This window comes from Nocardia sp. NPDC004711 (assembly GCF_053601595.1).
Genome location: NZ_JBSGCB010000007.1, coordinates 110,208 through 130,381, shown reverse-complemented (window position 1 = coordinate 130,381; position 20,174 = coordinate 110,208). Strand labels below are relative to the sequence as shown.

The 20,174-nt window shown below is 66.9% G+C and carries 19 protein-coding genes; 11 read left to right on the top strand and 8 right to left on the bottom strand.

What is annotated here, in order from left to right; genetic code table 11:
* Positions 1-288: 288 nt before the first annotated feature.
* Positions 289-2,349, top strand: coding sequence for a protein kinase domain-containing protein (locus tag ACWEKS_RS08820; RefSeq protein ID WP_452339533.1), 2,061 nt, complete (start codon positions 289-291; stop codon positions 2,347-2,349).
* A 403-nt stretch (positions 2,350-2,752) separates the two neighbouring features.
* On the opposite strand, the gene ACWEKS_RS08815 is transcribed toward ACWEKS_RS08820, so the two are convergent.
* The 3 genes from ACWEKS_RS08815 to ACWEKS_RS08805 all read right to left on the bottom strand — a co-directional run bounded on the left by ACWEKS_RS08815 (position 2,753) and on the right by ACWEKS_RS08805 (position 5,020).
* Complete coding sequence (locus ACWEKS_RS08815) at positions 2,753-3,361, bottom strand: hypothetical protein (RefSeq protein WP_452339532.1); 609 nt, start codon at positions 3,359-3,361, stop codon at positions 2,753-2,755.
* 232 nt (positions 3,362-3,593) lie between these two features.
* Positions 3,594-3,725 carry a hypothetical protein gene (locus ACWEKS_RS08810; protein WP_452339531.1) on the bottom strand — a complete coding sequence of 44 codons (132 nt, stop codon included), beginning with the start codon at positions 3,723-3,725 and terminating at the stop codon, positions 3,594-3,596.
* Positions 3,726-3,781: 56 nt separating this feature from the next.
* Entirely contained in the window at positions 3,782-5,020 is a 1,239-nt protein-coding gene (locus tag ACWEKS_RS08805) for a PucR family transcriptional regulator (RefSeq protein ID WP_452339530.1), read from the bottom strand.
* A 113-nt stretch (positions 5,021-5,133) separates the two neighbouring features.
* Between ACWEKS_RS08805 and ACWEKS_RS08800 the strand changes: the two genes are divergently transcribed.
* From ACWEKS_RS08800 to ACWEKS_RS08790, 3 genes are all read left to right on the top strand, one after another.
* A complete protein-coding gene (locus ACWEKS_RS08800; protein WP_452339529.1) occupies positions 5,134-6,660 on the top strand; it encodes a flavin-containing monooxygenase in 1,527 nt (508 codons plus the stop codon).
* Between the two features lie 45 nt (positions 6,661-6,705).
* Positions 6,706-7,158, top strand: coding sequence for an SDR family NAD(P)-dependent oxidoreductase (locus ACWEKS_RS08795; protein ID WP_452339528.1), 453 nt, complete (start codon positions 6,706-6,708; stop codon positions 7,156-7,158).
* A gap of 235 nt (positions 7,159-7,393) precedes the next feature.
* Complete coding sequence (locus ACWEKS_RS08790; RefSeq protein WP_452339527.1) at positions 7,394-8,488, top strand: saccharopine dehydrogenase family protein; 1,095 nt, start codon at positions 7,394-7,396, stop codon at positions 8,486-8,488.
* A 170-nt stretch (positions 8,489-8,658) separates the two neighbouring features.
* Here ACWEKS_RS08790 and ACWEKS_RS08785 read toward each other — a convergent pair whose 3' ends face one another.
* Complete coding sequence (locus tag ACWEKS_RS08785) at positions 8,659-9,483, bottom strand: GTP-binding protein (protein ID WP_452339526.1); 825 nt, start codon at positions 9,481-9,483, stop codon at positions 8,659-8,661.
* A gap of 83 nt (positions 9,484-9,566) precedes the next feature.
* Here ACWEKS_RS08785 and ACWEKS_RS08780 point away from each other — a divergent pair, with 83 nt between their 5' ends.
* A complete protein-coding gene (locus ACWEKS_RS08780) occupies positions 9,567-10,013 on the top strand; it encodes a Zn-ribbon domain-containing OB-fold protein (protein ID WP_354838229.1) in 447 nt (148 codons plus the stop codon).
* Complete coding sequence (locus ACWEKS_RS08775; RefSeq protein WP_364615718.1) at positions 10,006-11,208, top strand: lipid-transfer protein; 1,203 nt, start codon at positions 10,006-10,008, stop codon at positions 11,206-11,208. The genes ACWEKS_RS08780 and ACWEKS_RS08775 overlap by 8 nt, the downstream gene beginning before the upstream one ends.
* A gap of 430 nt (positions 11,209-11,638) precedes the next feature.
* On the opposite strand, the gene ACWEKS_RS08770 is transcribed toward ACWEKS_RS08775, so the two are convergent.
* A complete protein-coding gene (locus ACWEKS_RS08770; protein WP_452339525.1) occupies positions 11,639-12,562 on the bottom strand; it encodes a hypothetical protein in 924 nt (307 codons plus the stop codon).
* Positions 12,563-12,918: 356 nt separating this feature from the next.
* Here ACWEKS_RS08770 and ACWEKS_RS08765 point away from each other — a divergent pair, with 356 nt between their 5' ends.
* A complete protein-coding gene (locus tag ACWEKS_RS08765) occupies positions 12,919-14,706 on the top strand; it encodes a DUF222 domain-containing protein (RefSeq protein WP_452339524.1) in 1,788 nt (595 codons plus the stop codon).
* A gap of 278 nt (positions 14,707-14,984) precedes the next feature.
* On the opposite strand, the gene ACWEKS_RS08760 is transcribed toward ACWEKS_RS08765, so the two are convergent.
* Together ACWEKS_RS08760 and ACWEKS_RS08755 are read right to left on the bottom strand one after the other, a co-directional pair.
* Positions 14,985-15,341 carry a hypothetical protein gene (locus ACWEKS_RS08760; protein WP_452339523.1) on the bottom strand — a complete coding sequence of 119 codons (357 nt, stop codon included), beginning with the start codon at positions 15,339-15,341 and terminating at the stop codon, positions 14,985-14,987.
* Positions 15,342-15,713: 372 nt separating this feature from the next.
* Positions 15,714-16,301, bottom strand: coding sequence for a TetR/AcrR family transcriptional regulator (locus ACWEKS_RS08755; protein ID WP_452339522.1), 588 nt, complete (start codon positions 16,299-16,301; stop codon positions 15,714-15,716).
* A gap of 113 nt (positions 16,302-16,414) precedes the next feature.
* On the opposite strand from ACWEKS_RS08755, the gene ACWEKS_RS08750 reads away from it, so the two are divergent.
* On the top strand, positions 16,415-17,494 hold the full coding sequence (locus ACWEKS_RS08750; RefSeq protein WP_452339521.1) for a Gfo/Idh/MocA family protein: 1,080 nt from the start codon (positions 16,415-16,417) through the stop codon (positions 17,492-17,494).
* 75 nt (positions 17,495-17,569) lie between these two features.
* Positions 17,570-17,986 carry a VOC family protein gene (locus ACWEKS_RS08745; RefSeq protein ID WP_452339520.1) on the top strand — a complete coding sequence of 139 codons (417 nt, stop codon included), beginning with the start codon at positions 17,570-17,572 and terminating at the stop codon, positions 17,984-17,986.
* Between the two features lie 274 nt (positions 17,987-18,260).
* Here the strand turns inward: ACWEKS_RS08745 and ACWEKS_RS08740 are convergent, their stop codons facing one another.
* Positions 18,261-18,872 (bottom strand): hypothetical protein, encoded by a 612-nt coding sequence (locus ACWEKS_RS08740; RefSeq protein ID WP_452339519.1) that lies wholly within the window; start codon positions 18,870-18,872, stop codon positions 18,261-18,263.
* A gap of 366 nt (positions 18,873-19,238) precedes the next feature.
* On the opposite strand from ACWEKS_RS08740, the gene ACWEKS_RS08735 reads away from it, so the two are divergent.
* Together ACWEKS_RS08735 and ACWEKS_RS08730 are read left to right on the top strand one after the other, a co-directional pair.
* The gene (locus ACWEKS_RS08735; protein WP_452339518.1) at positions 19,239-19,481 is read left to right on the top strand and encodes a hypothetical protein; all 243 of its coding nucleotides are present in this window, start codon (positions 19,239-19,241) and stop codon (positions 19,479-19,481) included.
* Between the two features lie 127 nt (positions 19,482-19,608).
* Positions 19,609-20,088 carry a DUF4253 domain-containing protein gene (locus tag ACWEKS_RS08730; RefSeq protein ID WP_452339517.1) on the top strand — a complete coding sequence of 160 codons (480 nt, stop codon included), beginning with the start codon at positions 19,609-19,611 and terminating at the stop codon, positions 20,086-20,088.
* Positions 20,089-20,174 lie beyond the last annotated feature (86 nt).

The following is a 20,174-nucleotide window of genomic DNA, read 5'->3' as shown; positions in this document are numbered from 1 at the left end:
CCGGCTTGCCACGCTGCCGTTCGAATCGCGCGGGTCGCGGCATTAGCGCGTACTCGAGTTCGCTGGAGCCAGCGGGCGCGATGTGGCCGGGGGATCGATCTCGAGGCGGCACCGGCGCCGTCTCGGACTCGAGCAGGCCGACCGGTTCGAGATCTCGTATGGCCGGTGTCCGCGCCTATGCTTATTGAGAGGTTTCTGTTGCCAGTGTGGGTGCCCGAATAGCGGGCTGGGTGGTTGCTGGTCGGGTGTCGGATTGAGGGTGTTCCCGGAAGGGAGGGGTCCTCAGCGATGGGCGCTTCGTTGGAGCCTGGGGGAGTATTCGCCGGCTATCGGATCCTGCGTCGGCTCGGTGCGGGTGGTATGGGCACGGTGTATCTGGCTGAGCATCCGAATCTGCCGCGCCTGGTCGCTCTGAAGGTGCTCAACCGTGCTCTGACCGATGACGAGGATGTGCGTGCCCGGTTCCTGCGAGAGGCCGATACCGCTGCCCGGCTGGACCATCGGAATATCGTCACCGTCTACGACCGCGGCAACGAGGGTGGTCAGTTGTGGATCGCGATGCAGTATGTCGACGGCAGCGACGTGGCCGAGCTGCTGCGGGATGGGGGGCTGCCGGTGGGGCGGGTGGTGTGGATCGTCACCGAGACCGCGGCTGCGCTCGATTACGCCCACGGGCACGGGGTGTTGCATCGTGACGTGAAGCCGGCCAACATCCTGTTGACCGACGCGTCGCGCGGTGAACCCGAGCGGGTGTTGCTCGCGGACTTCGGTATCGCCAAGGCTCTCGATGAAACCGGCGGTTTTACTCGCAGCGGCATGCTCCTGGCGAGTCTGCAGTACGCCGCGCCCGAACAATTCGATATCGGCACGACGATCGATCACCGTGTCGACGTGTACTCCCTGGGTGCGACTCTGTACCGGATGCTCACCGGGGCGCTGCCGTATCCCGGGAGCACCCCCGCGCAGCTGATGTACGGGCATTTGAGCCTGCCGATCCCGAAGCCCAGCAGGCAGGGCGAAATGCGTGTGCCCGAAGGTTTCGATGCCATCGTCGAACGCGCCCTGGCCAAGGACCGTGACAGTCGATACTCCAGTTGTGGTGAGCTGGCTGCTGCCGCCAACGACACGCTGGCGGCGGCATCGAAGGAGCTCGCCGCGACCGTCTCATCGTCGACCGCACCGCCGAAATCCAAGATGGTGACGGAGGGTATCCCGGCAGTCGCAGGCGCCGCGTATGCGAGCGCGACGGAGCCGGCGGTGGTGCCGGGGACTCCGGTCCGAAAGCGCCGCGTCCGCCGCCGGTTGCTTGCGGTTGCCGCCGCGGCGGTCGCGATCATCGCTGCGGTCGCTGTGGTCCTGATGTGGCCGAAACCGCCACCGCACGGCTCGCCGGCCTTCACTGTCAGCCCGGTCGCCGTCGGGAAGAACCCGCAGGGCGTAGCGGTCGATGCCACGACACACCACGTGTACGTCGCGAATACTTCCGGCGGTACCGTTTCCGTTATCGACGGCACCACCCTCGCTGTCACCGCCACCATCGAAAACATACCGAGCGCGCAGGGTGTGGCGGTCGACCCGCAAACCCGCACCGTGTACGTGACCGACTACGCCGACGCCGGCAAGGTGTTCATGATCGACGCGAACACCAACACCGTCACCGCGACCATCGCCGTCGGGGCCAACGCGGACGAGGTGGCGGTCGACCCCCGCAGCCATTTGGTGTATGTCAGCAACGCCACCGTCGATCCGCTCGCGGAGGGCCAGGCCGGTAACGGTATACGCACTGGGTCGAAGCCGGGTTCGGTGTCGGTGATCGACCCCCGCGTCCGCGCCGTGACCGCCACCATCGGGGTGGGTATCCGGCCGATAGAGGTCGTGGTCGATGCCGATCGCTCGCGGCTCTACGTCGGCAACGATGGCGAAAACTCCGTGTCGGTGATCGACCTGTCGAACAACACCGTGGCCGCGACCGTCGCGGTGGGCCAGGGGCCATTTGGCCTCGCGCTCGACCATCGCTCCGGTACCCTCTACGTCGCGAACAACGTGGGTGACTCGATATGGACGATCGACACCCATACGAACCGGGCCACCGGCATCATTCCCGTCCACCGCCCGAGCATGATTGCCCTTGACCAGGATCGCCGCATCCTCTACGTCGGGGTGACGCCGATGAACGGCGACCCAACCACGCTCGACCTGACGCCGGTGGCGATCGACGTCGACACTCACAAGGTCACCCCCATCCCCGGGTCCGGCCGGACTACAGAGGGGGCCGCGGTGGACCCCGGTCTCGGCGCCGCCTACCTCGTCGACTTCGGCGACAGTGCGGTCTTCGTGGTCAGACCCTGACCGATTACCTTGCGTTACCTTGCGGCCATGACTGTCCGGTGGCGACCTGGCGGATATGTGGACCTTCTGCGCAAGTACCGCGTATTCATCGACGGCAGCAAAGTGGGTCGCATCGGCCGTGGCGATCTTTCTTGCCTACTGGTTTTACACCAGCGGTCGGGGGGGTTCGATCCCCTCTGCGCCCACCTTCGAAAGCGTCTCAGGTGATCGCTGTTCCCCTGCAGCGTCGCTGAGAACCCTTGCCCTGCAACAGGTTTTCCCTTCAGGGCGTCGGACCTGTCCCCGCGGAGCGCCGCGTCGTGGGCCGATGGCCGCTGGAATCAATTAGATCTGCTGCATTGCGAATTTCTTTCCATATAAGCGCGTGGATACATCTGCCGATTCTGATACCTCAAATCATCGACTACCGGTACCAGACCCCGGAATTCCAATCGCCGTAGTCCCAGACGTTGAAATCGTACCGATCATGCGCCCCCGCGAACACGTAGCCCAACCAACCAGCCGATGTGTCACAGATTTCGTCGTCGTGGTTGCAGACGGTGAGCACCGGGATGTTGCCGAACCAATCGTCGACGCCGGCCAGTGGATAACCGATGAGCCAATTTCCGGGAGTTGAGGACAGTCCAGCCGAACCGGGTCCCGGAGCGCGTTTGGGATCCGATAGCAGGATGGCGTTCGCATTGCCGACATCTTGGTGAGCGGTGACCCAGGCGTGGAGTATGCCCGCGCCCTCGCTGTGCCCGATCAAGCGGATGTGATCGCGCGGACATTCAGTGCGGTGTGACCAGAAGAGCCGGTCGATTTCGTTCAATGCCAACATCGGGAGGGCGGAGTTGTAGCCGACGGTCTGATCGACGTACGGAGCGAACACCGACGGGTCGCCTGAGCCGCCGATTCCGATGGCCCAGTCGCCGACGCAGCCGGCGGCCCGAGCAGTCGGGCTCGTTGCGTAGGTGATGGAAAAGAGGATGGCCAACAATGATGCGGCGAAGAGCGCCGTTGCTCTACGCATGATCGTACTTTCTTCTTTGTTCTTACTTCCGGGTGCGGCCCGGCCCGAGCAGGATGTGCCCAGAAACTACTGGCGTTCTTGTCTGCTGGCGAAACGAATTACCTGGGCCCGGATCACCTGGGCTGTAGCGAAACATCGAAGGCCATGTTTCTTTCACCTCGATGCGAGTAGTTTCCGGGTCGCCGCGTGACCAGTACGGCGCGTCCGCTTTCAGCTTACGCGAAATCGGGTTTCAACTGATCGGGCATTTGTCGAGCACCTGTACCCAGTGGTCGGCGAAATGTTTGCGCTCGATGGCTGCGGGGGCGATTCCGATCTCGACGTCGGGATCGAGGCCGAATCGGGATGTCTCTTGAACACGCATGTCTGCCAAGGTTTTTCGTGGGGCAATCTTCGGTCGGATACCGCTGCGTGAAGCAGTCAGCGGGTCCAGCGGAGGACGTCGAGGGCGGCGCCGACGGCGATGGTGTTGGTTCCGAGGGGGCGCGGTAGGAGTTCCCCGGCCCGGGCCAGGCGGCGGACCACGGTGCTGCGGTGGGTGTACAGGCGGTCTGCGGTGCGGGCGATGCTGCACTGCTCTTCGATGTAGGTGGTGAGCGCTTCGACTATCTCGGGGTCGGCGCCGGCCAGCTCGCCCAGTGTGTCCGCGATGAATTCGTCGGCGCGGATGGGGTCGTTGGTGAGGACGGCGACCAGCTGGATGTCTTGATGTCGGGCGACTCTCCGGTGTGAGGTGAGGCGGGCGAGCATGCGCTGGGTTTCGAGGGCGTCGAGGTGGCTGCGGCGGAACCCGTCGAGGTCGGTGCCGGGCCGGCCGATGGCGATGCGGATGTCCGGTGCGGCATCGAGTCCTTCGATGATCGGGGCCAGTTCGGGTGCGGTGTCGACGGGCAGCCACAGCCACAGGGCCGCGGCGCCGGCCACGATCGTGAGCCGGTGCCCGGCACCGCTGATCCGCATGAGCAGTTCCGCGGCGGCCTCGAGCTGGTCGCTGACCGTGGAGGACGTGGCCCACAGGGTGGCGGCGGTGTGCGGTCCGGTCAGCCGGTAGCCCAGCTGGGCTTCCGCCTGGGCGAGCCGGATCGGCGCGCCTTCGAGCAGTAGTGACACGGTGGCACGGCGTTCGGCGTGGGTGCCCCGGGTGAGGTCCGCCTTCTCGGCTTTCAGCTGGTCGGTGACGGCGGCGATGGTGTCCTCGATGAAGGTCGAGATCGACAGTGAGGCGAGCCCCAGCAGTTCACGCAGCTGCCGGGGATCGTCGGTGAGCGCGAAACACACCTCCATGCAGCGGTTCCATATGACGCTGTAGGTGGTGCGGTAGGCCTCGAGTGAGGCCTCGTCCAGTCCACGCCGCGCCAGATCCCTTGCTGTCGAGAGGGCTTCGGGTCCGAGGTTCGGCGGGACTCTGCGGCCGGGATGCTGCACATTGGACCAGGCCCAGTGCGCGATGTTCGCGACGTTGGCGCGCCGCACCGCGTCGGCGAGCGCGGGGTCGTCCGCGATTCGCTGCATGCGCTCGCCCGCCAAGGAGGCCTCGTGCAGGTCCTCGAGCCACTCCGCGGGCTGATTCAGCGCTATCTCCGCGGCCTGCCGGATGAGGGCGACGGTTTCCGGACCGGGCTCGGGCCATCGCGCACCGCTTGCGTCATTTTGAACCACAATTCCAATATCGTGCGTCACTATGTTGTGGCGCAACTCTCCGGCGGTATTCGATCCTGGAATCCAGTCTCCGCATCGTCGCGTGGCATGCGGAGCTGGAACAAGGAGCCGCTATGACACCCCCTCAGACCTCCGGGACGTCGTCCGCCGAACACGTCGATGTCGTGATCGTCGGCGCCGGAATCTCCGGCATCGGTGCGGGCCGCTACCTGCGAACCATGGTGCCGCACAAGAGCTTCGCCATTCTGGAGGCCCGCGGCAGCCTGGGCGGCACCTGGGATCTGTTCCGGTACCCCGGTATTCGATCGGACTCGGACCTGCACACCTTCGGCTACGAGTTCAAGCCGTGGCGCGACGAGCAGTCGATCGCCGACGGTGAACGGATCCTGTCCTACCTGCGCGAGACCGCCACCGAGAACGGCCTCGACGACGCAATTCGCTACCACCACAAGGTGATCGCGGGTTCCTGGTCCTCGGCGGAGGCGTGCTGGACCCTGCAGGTGGAGCGCACCGACACCGGCGAGCTGGTGGAGCTGACCGCCGACTGGATCTTCTCCGCCGCCGGCTACTACCGCTACGACGAGGGATTCACCCCCGAGTTCACCGGCCGTGACCGGTTCCGGGGCAGCGTCGTGCACCCGCAGCAGTGGCCCGAGGACCTGGACTACGCCGGCAAGCGCGTCGTCGTCATCGGCAGCGGCGCGACCGCGGTGACCCTGATTCCCGCGATGGCGGATTCCGCTGCGCACGTGACGATGCTGCAACGCACCCCCACCTACATCCTGCCGGTGCCGAAGAAGGACCCGATCGCGAACGCGATGAAGCGGCTGCTCGGCGACGAACGCGGCTACGCCTGGACCCGCCGTAAGAACATCGCCCAGCAGAAGCTGATCTGGAGTCTCTCGCAGAAGTACCCGGACCAGGTGCGCCGATTCATCCGGTGGGCCAATGCCAAACAGCTGCCGGAAGGCTATCCGGTCGACGAGCATTTCAATCCGCCGTACAACCCGTGGGAGCAGCGCCTGTGCACCGTCCCCGACGGTGACCTGTTCGCCGCCATCCGCGACGGCAAGGCCTCGGTGGTCACCGACCGCATCGACACCTTCACGGAGACCGGTATCCGGCTGGCTTCGGGCCGGGAACTCGACGCCGACATCATCGTCACGGCCACGGGCCTGAACGTGCAGGCGTTCGGCGGTATCCCGGTGACCGTGGACGGCCGCTCGATCGAGCTGCCGAACACCATGGCGTACAAGGGTTTGATGCTGTCGGGAGTGCCGAATCTGGCCTACGCCATCGGCTACACCAACTCGTCGTGGACATTGAAGATCGGCCTGCTGTGTGAGCATTTCTGCCGCCTGCTGGCTCACATGGACGAGAACGGCTACCGGATCGCGCGCGCCGAGGTCGCAGACAAGTCCATGCCGACCCGGCCGTTCCTCGACTTCGCCGCGGGCTACATCCAGCGCGTCGTCGACCAGCTGCCCACCCAGGGCGATCGGATGCCGTGGCGGACGTCGATGAACTACCAGGACGACGTGCACATCCTGCGGAGAGGCAGCATCCTCGATCCCGAGCTGCACTTCGAAACCCCGGTCGCAAGCCGTCCGGCTCAGCCCGCTGTGTCGGTGCCCGCATGAGCGCGGGGCTGTCCGCAGGTGACATGTTCAAGGGCAAGGTTGCCGTTGTCACCGGCGCAGGTTCCGGGATCGGCCGCGGCCTGCTGCTATCTGGCGCAGCCGACGCTGACTGCTTACTGCGCCAGCAAGTTCGGCGTCCGCGGCTTCACCGAGGCCCTGCGCACCGAAATCCTTGCCGCCCGCCACCCGGTCAAGGTGACCACGGTTCGCCCCGGCGGCGTGAAGACCGGCATCGCCTCCGGAAACCTCGCCGTCGCGTCGGCCCGCGGCGTCGATCTCACTGCCTCCCAACGTAAGCGGGTGGATTTCTACAACCGGAGACTGCTGCGGATGCTGCCTTCCGATGCCGCGAACATCATCCTCGACGGTGTTGCTGTCGGCTCGCCGCGCATCCGGGTGGGCCGCGACGCAAAGGTGCTCGACTACGCGGTCCGGCTCTTCCCAGAGCTCTATCCGAGGGTCGTGGCCGCCCTCGACCGCCGCGTGTTCGGCGCATGACAGCGCACCGCATCCCCACCGAATCGATGGAGTCCGCAGCCGTGAAGACCGTTCATGAACACGACGCGGTCCGCGGGAATCGTCCGATGGTGCTGGTCATCCCGGGGGCCTAGGTATTTCGCGCCTTCAGCCGTATTTCGACCCGCTCGAGCCGACAGATCGCGCGCGTGAACATCGGGGGATAGGTATCCCCGTGTCCCCACCTTCCGACCACCAGACAAGGAGCAACTCCCTCATGACCGGACGCATCGTCCTGCTCGGCGCCACCGGCTACACGGGCGGACTCGTGCTCGACTCGTTGCGGCGCAGAGGTGTCGAACCTGTTCTGGCAGGCCGTGATCGCGACGCGCTGCACGCCCTCGCGCAACGATCCGGACGACTGGATTACGCGCTGGTCGATGTCACCGATGCGGAGAGGATCGCGGCAGTGGTCGGCCGCGGCGATGTCCTGATCACCACCGTCGGGCCCTTCGAGCGGTTCGGGCACGCGGTGGCGCGTGCGGCCGCCGACATCGGTGCGCATTACATCGACTCCACCGGCGAAGTCGGTTTCGTCCGCGACCTGCACCGCGACCTGAACGATCGCGCACGTGCCACCGGGGCGGTCATGCTGCCCGCGTTCGGTTATGACTATGTGCCCGGGATCCTCGCCGGCACCCTGGCCGCGCACTGGGCCGGCGACCGCGCACGCTCGATCGATATCGGCTACTTCGCCACCGGACCCCTGTGGCGCGGCCTGAGTCAGGGCACTCGCACCACCATGCGTGACGCCGTCACCCTGCCGATCGTGAGCTGGCGCGACCGCCGGATCACCGAAGCACGCACCGCTTCGAAGGTTCGGGCGTTCACCGTGCGTGGCCGCCGCAGAAGCGCATTCCTCGTTTCCGGCACCGAAGTGCTGTACCTGCCCAGCGCATTCCCGGCCCTCGACAACGTCACCGTGTACAACGGCTGGTTCCCCGCACTGAGCCGACTGATCTCGATCCAAACCACGATTGCCGCTGCCACCGTGCGGATTCCGGGCGGTCGTGCCCTGGTCGATCTGCTGAGCCGGCCCATGATCGGCCCGGCCGGTGGCCCCGACACCGCCGAACGCGCCCGGACCCGCACCCACGTGGTCGCCGTCGCCTCCGACAAGACCGGCGTCCTGGCCGAGGTCCACCTCGAGGGCCCCAGCATCTACACCCTCACCGGCGAGCTCATCGCCTGGGGCGCAGCGCAACTCCTCACCGGCCCACGGCTGACCACGGGCGTCGTCGGCCCCGTCGAAGCCTTCGGCCGGGAGGCCCTGCTCCAGGGCTGCGCCGAGATCGGCCTCAACGCGATCTGACCACAATCCCACCGAGGGACGCGATTCCTTCTCCATGAACAGCGACGAACAGCAGCTGATCGAATTCGCCCTCACCTGGCAGCCTTTCGGCGGCCCGCCCAGCGAGGAAGTCCTCACCACCTTCCAGGTGCGCAAAGCGCTGCGCTGATTCGCGGCGAGGGCGGCGTCCGTCAGTAGTCGAGGGCGTGTTCTGGTTGGCAGACGTCCAATGGGGAGGGGAGGTAGCGGACTATGGCGTCCAGGAGTGGGGTGAGGGGGTCGGAGTGGCAGAGGATGGGGATTGTGTCGCCTATGCGGGTTGCGTGGCGGATTCGGTGATGTAGCTGGTCGCGGGGGAGTTCTGGCTGGGTGATCGGGGGAGCGGAACTGGCGCGTTGGGCTGTCACTGTTGTTGCGAGATTGCGGTGCCAGGGTTCGGCGAGTTTCCAGTGGCTGCCATAGATTTCGGCGGCCAGGGGTTCGAGGGACCAGAGGGCGATCAGGTCGATGAGGCCCTCGAGGTGGGGGCCTGGGGTGATGGGGATCTGGAGGGGGAGGGGGGCTGCGCCGCGGGTGTCGGCGATGGTGCGGACGCAATGGTCGAAGTCGGCGTCGGGGTGGTCGAGGCCGGTGATGAGGCAGAGGCGGGCGACCTGGTGGTCGTCGGCCACGCGGAGCATGGTTTCGAGGCGGGGGGCGAGGCTTGTGGCGGCGTCGACCACTGCGATCACGCCGTCGGCTACTCGGATGGAGCGTTGCAGGGCCGCAATCGGGGCTTGGGTCGATAGCTCGGCGAGGCGGATCGTGTGCTCGACGCCGTCTGTTGCCCAGTGGAGCGCGGTCGCGGGGCTGGAGGTGGGGTTGCCGGAACCGCAGCGCAGGTGGTGGGCCAGTCGGGCCGTGTCGGCGGGGTCGCCGAGGAGGGTGACGTTGCGGATCGACTGCGGGTCAATGGCTTTGGTGCCCATCGCGTTGTGGTACTCCAGATCGACTCGAGGGTGCCGGGCATCCTCCATCTGGAGTCACCGTACCTCCGGGCGTGGATTCGCGGAGCGGAATTCGGCCCCAAAGTAGAACGTGTTCCTATACCGTCGGGGTTGTGCAGAAAGAACAACGCCCCGCTGTGGCTGACTGGTTCACTGCGGACGACGGTGTGGTGCGGCTCAAGGGGAGCCGGTGCAAGGATTGCGGCACACCGTATTTCCCGCGGAACACGCTGGCCTGTCGCAACCCGCGCTGTGCCGGTGCGAAGGACGGCTCCGAGCTGGCCGAATACCTGTTTTCCACGCGTGGCCGGATCTGGTCGTACGCGGACGCCCGGTACAAGCCGCCCGCGCCCTATGTCTCGGCGGATCCGTTCGAGCCGTATGTCGTTGCGGCGGTGGAGCTCGAGGTCGAGCAGATGGTGATTCTCGGACAGGTGGTGCGCGGGTTCACCGTGGACGATCTGGCCGTGGGCATGCCGGTGGAATTGGCCGTGGGCACGCTGTACGAGGACGACGAGGCAGAGCACACGGTGTGGATGTGGAGGCCGGTCAATGACTGACACGAACGATCGGGACATCGCCGTCCTCGGTGCGGGCATGCACCCGTGGGGCAAGTGGGGGCGGAACTTCGTCGAGTACGGGCTGGTCGCGGCGCGTGCGGCGCTGGCCGATGCCGGGGTGGACCACCTCGATGTCGGGTACATCGCCGGCGCGGACACCATCCGCAACGGGTACCCCGGCTTCGTCGCGGGCGCGACTTTCGCTCAGGCACTGGGCTGGTCGGGTGCGCGGATCTCGAGCAGTTACGCCGCCTGTGCCTCGGGTGCGCAGGCCATTGCCAATGCGCGTGCGCAGATCCTGGCCGGACTGACCGATGTGGCGCTGGTGATCGGCGCCGACACCACCCCGAAGGGCTTCTTCCAGCCGGTCGGCGGTGAACGCCGCGATGATCCCGACTGGCTGCGCTTCCACCTGCTCGGCGCGACCAACCCGATCTACTTCGCGCTCTACGCCCGCCGCCGGATGGCACTGCACGGTGCCACGCTCGAGGATTTCGCCGCCGTTAAGGTGAAGAACGCTCGCCACGGCCTGAACAACCCGTATGCCCGGTATCGCAAGGAGGTGGCGGCCGAGGAGGTCGCGGCCTCGGCGATCGTGTCGGATCCCTTGCGGCTGCTCGACATTTGCGCGACCAGTGACGGCGGCGCCGCGCTGGTGCTGACGTCGATGGACTACGCGCGCCGGCACGGCATCGCCGACCCGGTCCGCATCCGGGCGTTGTCGACGGTCACGCCGACCTTCCCGAAGACCGTCATCGATCTGCCGGATTTCGCCACCGATTCCGCGGTGGCCGTCGAGGCCCCGCCGCACGCGTTCCGCTCCGCCATCGCGCAGGCCGCGTACGAGGAGGCCGGGCTCGGGCCGGACGAACTGTCCTTCGCGGAGGTCTATGACCTGTCCACAGCGCTGGAACTGGACTGGTACGAGGACATCGGGCTCTGCGAGACGGGCGGCGCCGAGGCGCTGTTGCGCAGCGGCGCAACCACATTGGGCGGGCGGGTCCCGGTGAACCCCAGTGGCGGCCTGGCCTGTTTCGGTGAGGCGATTCCAGCGCAGGCCATCGCTCAGATCTGCGAGCTCACCTGGCAGTTGCGTGGCCAGGCCGACGGTCGCCAGGTCGAGAATGCCCGCGCCGGAATCGCGGTGAATCAGGGTCTCTTCGGTCACGGCTCGGCGATCATCGCCACCCGCTGACCTCGGAGACACCCGGGTCCACTCGTCGCACCCGACGCTGAACCGGCAGGTACCGCACGGTATCTGCCGGTTTTTTCGTTCGAGGGCCGCCCGCCTCGCGACCGACTGAGATGCGGTTGTTCTACCCGAGGGCCATCAGCCATTCGCCGCGCAGCGGCCAACCCTGCCTCCGTAAGCCGCCCACAGACAATCATGATCACCTCCCTGCGGAGTGTCACCGATCCCGGACGGGATGCCCTGTCGCCCAATAGTATTCGGCAAATTGCAGGACGCCGCCTCCGGGCATCCGGCATCACACGAAAGTTCGCAATGCGAATATCCTGGGCCGCAGTCGGTCTCGCCGCCTGCGTCACGCCGGCCACCTCGGAACGCGCGGGTCGCGGCATAGGCGGACGCCTCGGCGGCATGCTTGCGAAGGGGTGGGAGGGCGTCAGTTGACGGTGCCCATCCCGGGGTAGTAGATCTCGGCGGCTTCGACGAAGGCGGAGCCGGTCAGTTCGGCCAGGGCCAAGGCTTCGTCGAGCTTGCGGAGGGCCTTGCGGACGTAGGGGCGATCGTCCCATTTGTCGCCCACCGCGGCGAGCGCTTCGACATTCTGGGACAGCCAGTTTCGCAAGGGCTGGATGTTCGAGGGCGCGGCGTAGCCGCCGATCGCATAGTTGGAGGGAATGGTCCAGTTGGATTCCCAATCCAGCGAAGGGAACTCGGCCGGGAAGGAACCGAACAACGGGGTGTTGTCGGACAGTGGCGGATAGCCGTTGGTTGTGGCTTGTTCGGCCAGTTCGGTGGGCCATACCCGGCCGCGCTCGATCCAGCCGGGAAGCAGCGCGGCGAGGAATTCGATCAGGACGAATTGGATATTGCCGGTCAGTGCGTCTGCGGCGGAGATCTCGTCGCCATCGCTCTTGCGGATGGTCGGGCGGTCGGCGCGGACTGCGGACGTCGCTTCCCGCAGCAGGTCGAGTTTCCAGCGGAAGCCCTTGGCCAGGTTATGGTCGGCGGGCAGGGTACCTGCCATGTCAGGCTGGACGTGTTTCGACAGGGCCGGATCGAGCAGGTCGATCTGACTGCGGGCCAGATCGTCGACCTCGTCGAGAGTGGAATTGCAATAGCGCACAACGGTTTCGGCGACGATCGCCGGATCATCGGCGGTGACGAAGAACGGCCGGCCCCAGAGGTAGAGGCCGCTGTCGAAATCCCTGCTGCCGGATGCCTTCAGAACGCCCAGTCCCCACGCGTTCGCACGAAACCGAACCTTCGCCTGTCGTACGGCGTCGGCGATCAGATCGTCCAGATCATCGTCGCTGCCCCGGCCGGCCAGAAACGGTATGACCCGTTCCTCGGCCAGGCGCATGTCCACAGGATGAAAGCTGATGTCATAACCCATATTTGGCCCCCATGAGCGATTGTGTACCGATCACCGTAGCGGCCGGGTCGGACAGGATTGCGGTTCAGACCTCCCGCTCGGCTACAAGCGCACGAAATTCGGCAGCATGGCGCGCTGTCAACGGCTGGGCCACGCCTCGCGATGGGCAAAGGCTTGGAACTGTCCCGGCTGCAGTGTGGGTGCGTCGAACCGCGGGTAACGGCATGTCGGGACGCTCGATTAGGGCGCACGGTCGACCAAAGCTGTTGTTAACCAATGATTTACCACGCGTGTTGTGGTGATCCTGCTGTCGTGTCGCGTGATTCGAAACTATGATCGAATACATGGTCGAGTCCGCTGATGACATGCTTGCTGCCGCGGAGGTGGTGGAGCGGCTTCAGGTGGTGCACTCGATGATTGCTGCGGCCCAAGCCGAGGAGATCGGCTTGATGACACGGCTGTATCGGTTGCGCCGCGCGCAGCAGCTCGCGCTCGGGGTCGGAGCCTTGTATGCGGGGGAGGATGCGGCCACCGAGATCGGGATCGCGCTGCGGGTGTCGCAGCGCTCGGTGGACGGGTTGATCGGGGTGGGGCTGGGGTTGGCGCACCGGTATCCGGTGACCCGGTCCGGTTTCGAGGCGGGGCGTCTGGATCTGGCGCGGGTGCGTGTGATCAGTGACGTTCTCACCAACGTCTCCGACGATTTGGTTGCGGTGCTGGAGCCGCGTATCGCGGCGTATGCGGAAACCGCTGAGCCGCAGCGGGTGCGGCGCACCCTGCGTCGCTGGCTGCTCGAGGCCGACCCGGCCGGGCAGGCTGCCCGCCGTAAGGCCGCCGAAGCCGACCGGTATGTGAAGGTCACCGCCGCCGACGACGGCACCGCGCAGGTGGAGGCGGTGCTGCCCGCCGCCGGAGGCCAAGCCCTCTACGAGCGATTGCGGGAGATGGCGGTCACCCAGTGCTGCGGCCGTGATCCGCGCACCACCAGCCAGCGCCGCGCCGATGCGTTGGTGGCCTTGGCCGACGGCAGCGGCCAACTCACCTGCCGCTGCGGGCATGCCGACTGCCCCCGCGCCGCCACCGCCGACCCACTCCGCGCGGCGCGCAAAGCCTTGGTACAGGTGGGTGTTTCGGCCGAAACCCTGGCCGGCCTGCGTGACAACCCGGCGCTGCTGGCCGGGTTCGGGGCCATCGACGCGGACCTGGCACGCCAGATCGCCCGCCACGCCCGCTTCACCATCATCACCGACACCGACACCGGCGCCCTCGCCGCCGCTACCGCCGTCGGCACCCTCGCTGCGATCGGCACCGGCATCAAAGCAGCCGCCGCTACCACCGCTGCCACCGCCACCGGCGTGAACGCTGCCATCGCCACCGGCGTGAACGCTGCCACTGCCACCGGCATCAGCGCGGCCGCCAGCGCTACTGTCGCCACCGGCACCAGCATGAACGCCGCAGCCGGGACAAGCTCCGCCACCGGCACGGGCTCCGGTACGGACACCAGCGCTGTCAGAGGTGCTGGCGCTCCCGTCGACTCGGCCGCAACCGCCGAAAACTGCAGTGTCGATAGTGAACTGCGGTACCGGCCCGGTGCTCGTGTCGCCGCGCGGGTGCGGGCGCTGGATGGGGGCTGCCGCGCGCCTGGCTGCGCGGTGCCCGCCGTCGCCTCCGATCTCGATCACCAAGACCGATTCGACCACACGAACCCCGAAAACGGCGGCCGCACAGTCGAAGCCAATCTGGGGTGCCGGTGTCGTCGGCATCACCGGCTCAAGACCCTGGCCGACAACGGGGTCAATGGCTGGCAGATCCTCCACCACCGCGACCGGACTGTCGAATGGCGCACGCCCACAGGCGGATCGGTCACCACCACCCCCGAGGGCGCGAAGTTCCTGTTCCCGCGCCTGCCGGTGCCGCCGCTCAGCGCCACCGCCGTCCCCCACGCCGAACCTGTACGCCCGTTGATCGATCCGGGCCCGGTGACCAACGCCATGACCGAACTGGTGCACGTCTACTGCACACCCGCCCAGCGACGGAAAGCGCGAACACGCATCCGCGCCCGCCACACATCCAAGCCCAACGCCTCGCCCATCCGCACGGCTACCGAGCGCGATGACGATCCGCCCTTCTGACCCAGGTGGCCGTCCGAGATGATCTATGTCCTTTGAATTTTCCGGTCGGTCCCGTGGTCGTTTCAGACAGCGGGTCGTGGCAATCGAGTGGGCTGTCATGAGCGGATGAATTGGCGGCGCAGCCGTTCTGAACATGCACTGCGACTGAGGAGTTGGCGAGAGGCTGCTGTTCGGTCTCGGATAGTGCTCGATTGCACCCACATCCGCATGTGCGTGCACGTCGCGGCCGTACGGCTCTCGGCCCGTTGATCTTCCGCAGCTCCTGGTGACCAGTGACTCTAGGCCACCGCGATCGCGGTGATCACGTGGACAACGCACGCAAACAAAGGTCCGGCAACCATTTGCACTTCTCTACGCCCTGCGCCGATCACGGCATCTCCCGCCTGGGCGAACGCGGCGGCGACCAGGGCGAGAGCGCTGACGGCGCCGTGCGAGAAGAAGGGAACCACGCCGGCGAGAAGTCCCAGCGGCACTGCTCTCACCGCATAGGCCCGCGCGTAGAAACGTTCTCCCGCAGTGGGGTCCTCCTCGTGACTCGAGACCGAAGGACGTAGGGCCGCAGCCACTCCGAAGCCGATGCCTATCGCGGAGACCACGCCGTTGAGCACGGTCAGCACGATCATTCCGGCGCTCATGCCTTCCTCCCAAGTGTCGTCGATCTCGGGGACCGATCGCTCACCGATCAAGCGCCCTGGAGAGACCGTTTCCTGAGTCCAGCCACGATCTGGCCACTGTAATGCCTTGGACGGGGCGTTCGAGGGCTCTGGAGGCGGCGCGGTCACCCGTCGGCTGAAACTCGAGCACGGACACGGGCGGATCGAGGCAGTGCAAGGCCACCAGTTGCGTTTCGCAACGCTCGGCTATCGCGCGCCTGCCGGGCTCGGGCCGGGGTCGAGTCTTCAGCGTGGGCGATTCCGTCGGCCGAGCCGGATCTGGTCGAGCTCGACCACGCATCGCAGGTTGCTCCGCTGAATCATTGTGGAGCGCTGAACTTTTGGCGGCGCGGTCTAGGTGTCTGCGTCCAGCAGTGCGCGCAGTGCCGAGTCGCCGATCTGTCGCAGCTCGTCGTGGCTGCGCCCGGCTGCGGCCTGGACGGCGAGGCCGTCGGAGATCGTGTGGACGAGTGCGGCCAGGGCTGCCGGTTCGTGGCTCGACGGCAGGTCGGTGGCCTGCTCGAGCCGCCTGCGCAGTGCGGCCTCGGCGGCTTTTCGTACGGTGGCGGCCTCCTGGCGTACGGCGTGTGCGTCGGGTCCTGAGGCTTGAACGGTCTTGACGCACAGGCAACCATGGGGCGTGTTCTTGCCTGCGGTCAGGTCGACGGCCCCGTGGATCAGCCGCTCGATCACCTCGCGGCCGGTGGGCGCGTCCAGCGCGTCGGCGGCGTAGGCGCCGGGGCCGTCGAGGTAGCGGGCGAGAACCTTGCCGAACAGTTCTTCCTTGTTGCCGAAGGTGGCATAGAGGCTGGGCTTGTTGATGCCCATCGCGGCGGTCAGGTCGGCCAGCGAGGTGCCCTCATAACCGTTCCGCCAGAACACTTCCAGCGCGCGGTCGAGTGCGGTGTCTGCATCGAATGCGCGTGGGCGTCCGCCGGGCATGCCGTTCTCCGTGCTCTCTCCCGTGTTTTTTACCTATCGGTACATTACCCCTTGCGCGTGCGTGCCGTGCCACTTAGTTTCTTACCGAAAGGTACATAACTAAGGAGTGGGACATGATCCGAGTCGGAGTTGTCGGGGCAAGCGGGTGGGCGGACAGCTCACACCTACCCGCGCTCGCCGCGCTCGAGGAGTTCGATCTGACCGCGGTCGCGACCACCAACCAGGCCAGCGCGGACCGGGCCGCTGCCGCCCACGGCGCCCGGCATGCCTTCGCCGACGCACGCGAACTCGCCGCGCACCCCGACGTCGACCTGGTCGTCGTCTCGGTGAAGGCATCCGGCCATGCCGCCGTGATCAGGGCGGCACTCGATGCGGGCAAACACGTTGTGTCCGAGTGGCCATTGGGCGTCGACGCCGACGAAGCGCGCGAGTTGACCGAGGCCGCCACCGCCGCCGGCGTCGTTCACGCGGTTGTCCTGCAGGGCCACCATTCCGCGAGTGCCCGCTTCGCCGCAGACCTGTTGGCAGACGGTCGGATCGGCAGGCTCGAATCGGTCGCGCTGGTGGCGGAAGGGGCTCCCTTCGGTGGCAGTCGAATCTGGCCGAATCTGGTGTTCGGCCTGGATCCTGCGGCGGGAACCAACATCCTGACCATCATGGCCGGTCATTTCCTGGCCGCACTCGAACGGGTCGCGGGCCCGCTGACCGAGGTCACCGCACGACTCCCTCGCATGCACGACCACGTTCTCGTCGCGGGGACGGATCGGACCGTACCCAACGCCACGCCCAGCCACGTCCTGCTACACGGACTGCTGGCCGGCGGCGCCACCGCCTCCGTCGCCGTGCATGGCGGCAATGGGCCCGCCCGCGAAGGGTTCCGCCTCGAGCTCGTTGGCAGTGATGGCACGTTGACCGCCACCCCAACCGAGCCCGGGACATTCATCCACTGGGGCGACTGGAACATCCGGATCGACGGCGAAGCCTTGCCCGTGCCCGACACCTATCGCACCGTCCCCGCCGGCGTCCGGTCCGGCCCACCGGCCAACATCGCAGCCCTCTACCAGGAAGTCGCCCGCGCCATAGCCGAAGCCCGCCAACCACATCCCAGCTTCGAGTCAGCCCTGCGCCACCACCGGCTCCTCGCCGCCATCGAAGAGTCCGCGACCGATGGAATCGTCCGGCACATCTCGTAACCGACACGCCGTTCGAGTATTTCCGCTGACGCATTTCACCCGAACGCCAGGCTGGGGACGCCCTAGGCTCACGGAGTGCATCTGGAGCTGATCACGATCATTGTCGAGGAGTACGACTCCGCCATCGAGTTCTTCGTCGAGACACTCGGTTTCGATCTGATCGAGGACTCCCCGTCGCGCACCAATGATGGACGTCCGAAGCGGTGGGTCGTTGTTCGCCCACCTGCCGGGACTACCGGAATCCTGCTTGCGCAAGCGGACGGGGACAGGCAGCGCGGCGCTGTCGGAGATCAGGTCGCTGGGCGAGTCGGGTTCTTTCTCCGGGTCGTCGACTTCGCGGGGACGTATCGCCGGATGGTCGGTGCCGGTGTGACGTTCGTGACCGAGCCGCGCACCGAACCCTACGGTCAGGTTGCCGTCTTCCTCGACATCTCCGGAAACCGGTGGGACCTGCTCGGGCCACCCGAACCCGACCGCGCGGGCCGCGGCTGAGTAGGCGAGAGGATCGCGACGCTCAACCCTCGAGCAGTTCTTCCACCGCGGCGGCGCTTGTATTCGGTTCCAGCGCATCGACTATCGCGTCCGGTGAGTGCTCGGGGTATCGCCGATGCCCACCGTGCGGGCGGGATCGAGCGCCTCGCCGTATGTATTCGGACGTCCGAGACGATCGGTCCCGTGCGCTCCACGCTCATGCGATGGAGCAGTGACCGTGGTGGAGGCGGACTATCCGGTGCCGGTGCCGGTGCCGCAGGGATGGCGAAGCGGGTCAGGGGAGGACGTTCGGGATCAGTTGCGGGGCTTGCTCGGCCACCCAGGATCCGATGAAAGAGCCTGCGTAGTAGCCGATGTAGGTGCCCGCCACGCCGCCGATGATGCCGCCGCCGATCGCGCCGATGGGCAGGGCCACGCCGGCGGTGAGGGCGGTGGCGAGAGCGCTGCCCGCGGCGCCGCCGAGGATCGTGCCGGAGATGCCGCCGAGGATCTGGCCTGCTGTCTGGCCGATGTAGGTGCCGTTCTCGATGGGGCTCGCGATCGGAGCCGCTGTAGCGATCGAGGTGGCGGACGGAATCGGCTGGGGCGCAACGGGTTCGAGAGTATCGACTGCCGGAGCGGAGGCGGCGGCGTCGGGGACGAAGCCCACCGGCGCGGCCGGCTGGGTGGCCGCGGCGAGCGCGATCGGCTCGGCGACGGGGCTGTCGGTCGCCGCGTCCGCGGCGGTGTTCACCATCGCGGTGGGCTCGATGACCCGAGGGGCGGCGGGCTCGGCCGCGGCCGTACCCATCCCGGCGACGCCGACCGCGGCGGGGACGACCACGGCGACCGGAAGTCCGCGCAGCACTCTGCTGGGCTTGCTCGCCGCACGATGCCGACCTGCCATGTCTATCCGCCTTTCCAAGCGCCTGCTGTCACACCCTCATCGCCGGCGGCCGGCGGGGCACAACACGAATGTGACCGGCTTCCCAAAATGCGGTGGCGGCTATGGGTATTCGCCGAGGGCAACGACTCCGCGTCAGGGGCGTGCCGCCGGAACCACGGTCTTCACGGCTCGGAATCGCAGGGCACGCGCCTCGGCGATCTATTCGCAAATCAGTGTTATCGACGCGGGCCGATCGAGCGTCGGGCGAGGTCGGCGTACCAAACGGTCCAAAACGCTCATCTGAATTACCAATATTTCATATGCTCTGGCGCGCGGAGCAGGGGACGACTACACCTGCTTCGCGACGTGGATAAGAGGAACAGCTTCATGAAACGAACCATTCTTGTGAGTGCGGTGGCCTGCGCTCTGTTCGGAGCGGGCATCGGGACGGCCGCAGCGGACGGGCTTCCACTGACGGATGTCGACATCACGCCGGGCTCGGCCGCCGATCTGGGCAATGCCGTGGGCGCCGGGTCGGTCGATGCCGGTAGTGCGGCGGCGGCGCTCGGCAGCGCCTTCGGCGGCGGCTACGCGGGCGGGGTGCTCAGCAGCCTCTCCGCACAGCACTGAGGCGCCCAGCACAGCGGCGAATCGGCAGCGGGCGGTCGTCGTCGCGGCGACCGCCTCCGGTTCGGAACCCGGGAGCGGCGGATTGTCGGTCCGGGCTGATTGGATCCGGGGGTGCTGAATTCGATTGGTGTACCGCCGTTCCGGGCGGATGGGGATGCTGCCGGTCACCGAGGGCGTCGATTCGATTCCACGGAGCCCGCGCGTGCTCACCGCCGCGGATCTGGATCACGACGGATTCGGCTGGGCCGACGCCTGGGCCGTCCTCGACGACGACACCGAGTACCTGGCGCTCGTCCCGGCGCCGCACCCGTGGCGGGTGCCGCACCTGCTGAACTGGTGGGGAGCCTGCAACTACGAACTCGACGGCAGCGATCACGCCGCGATGCTGCGCCGCTGGGCGGGGCACTGGGGTGCGGAGCTGATGGGAATGGGGCTGGGCACCATCGCGCTGCGGGTGGGCAACCCGCCGCAGAATGATGAAGAGGCGCTTGCCGTTTCGCTCGAACGGTTCCTGTACTGCTCGGATCAGGTGCATCAGGGCGTGGGGACGCTGGACGAGCTGAAGCCGCACGCGGCGGCGCCACTGTGGTGGTTCTGGTGGGACTGACCTCGCGGGCTCCCGGCGCGACCTGGATCTCACATGCGGGTAGCCGCGGTTTGTGATACCGCCGGGCTGGCTAGCATCGGTGCACG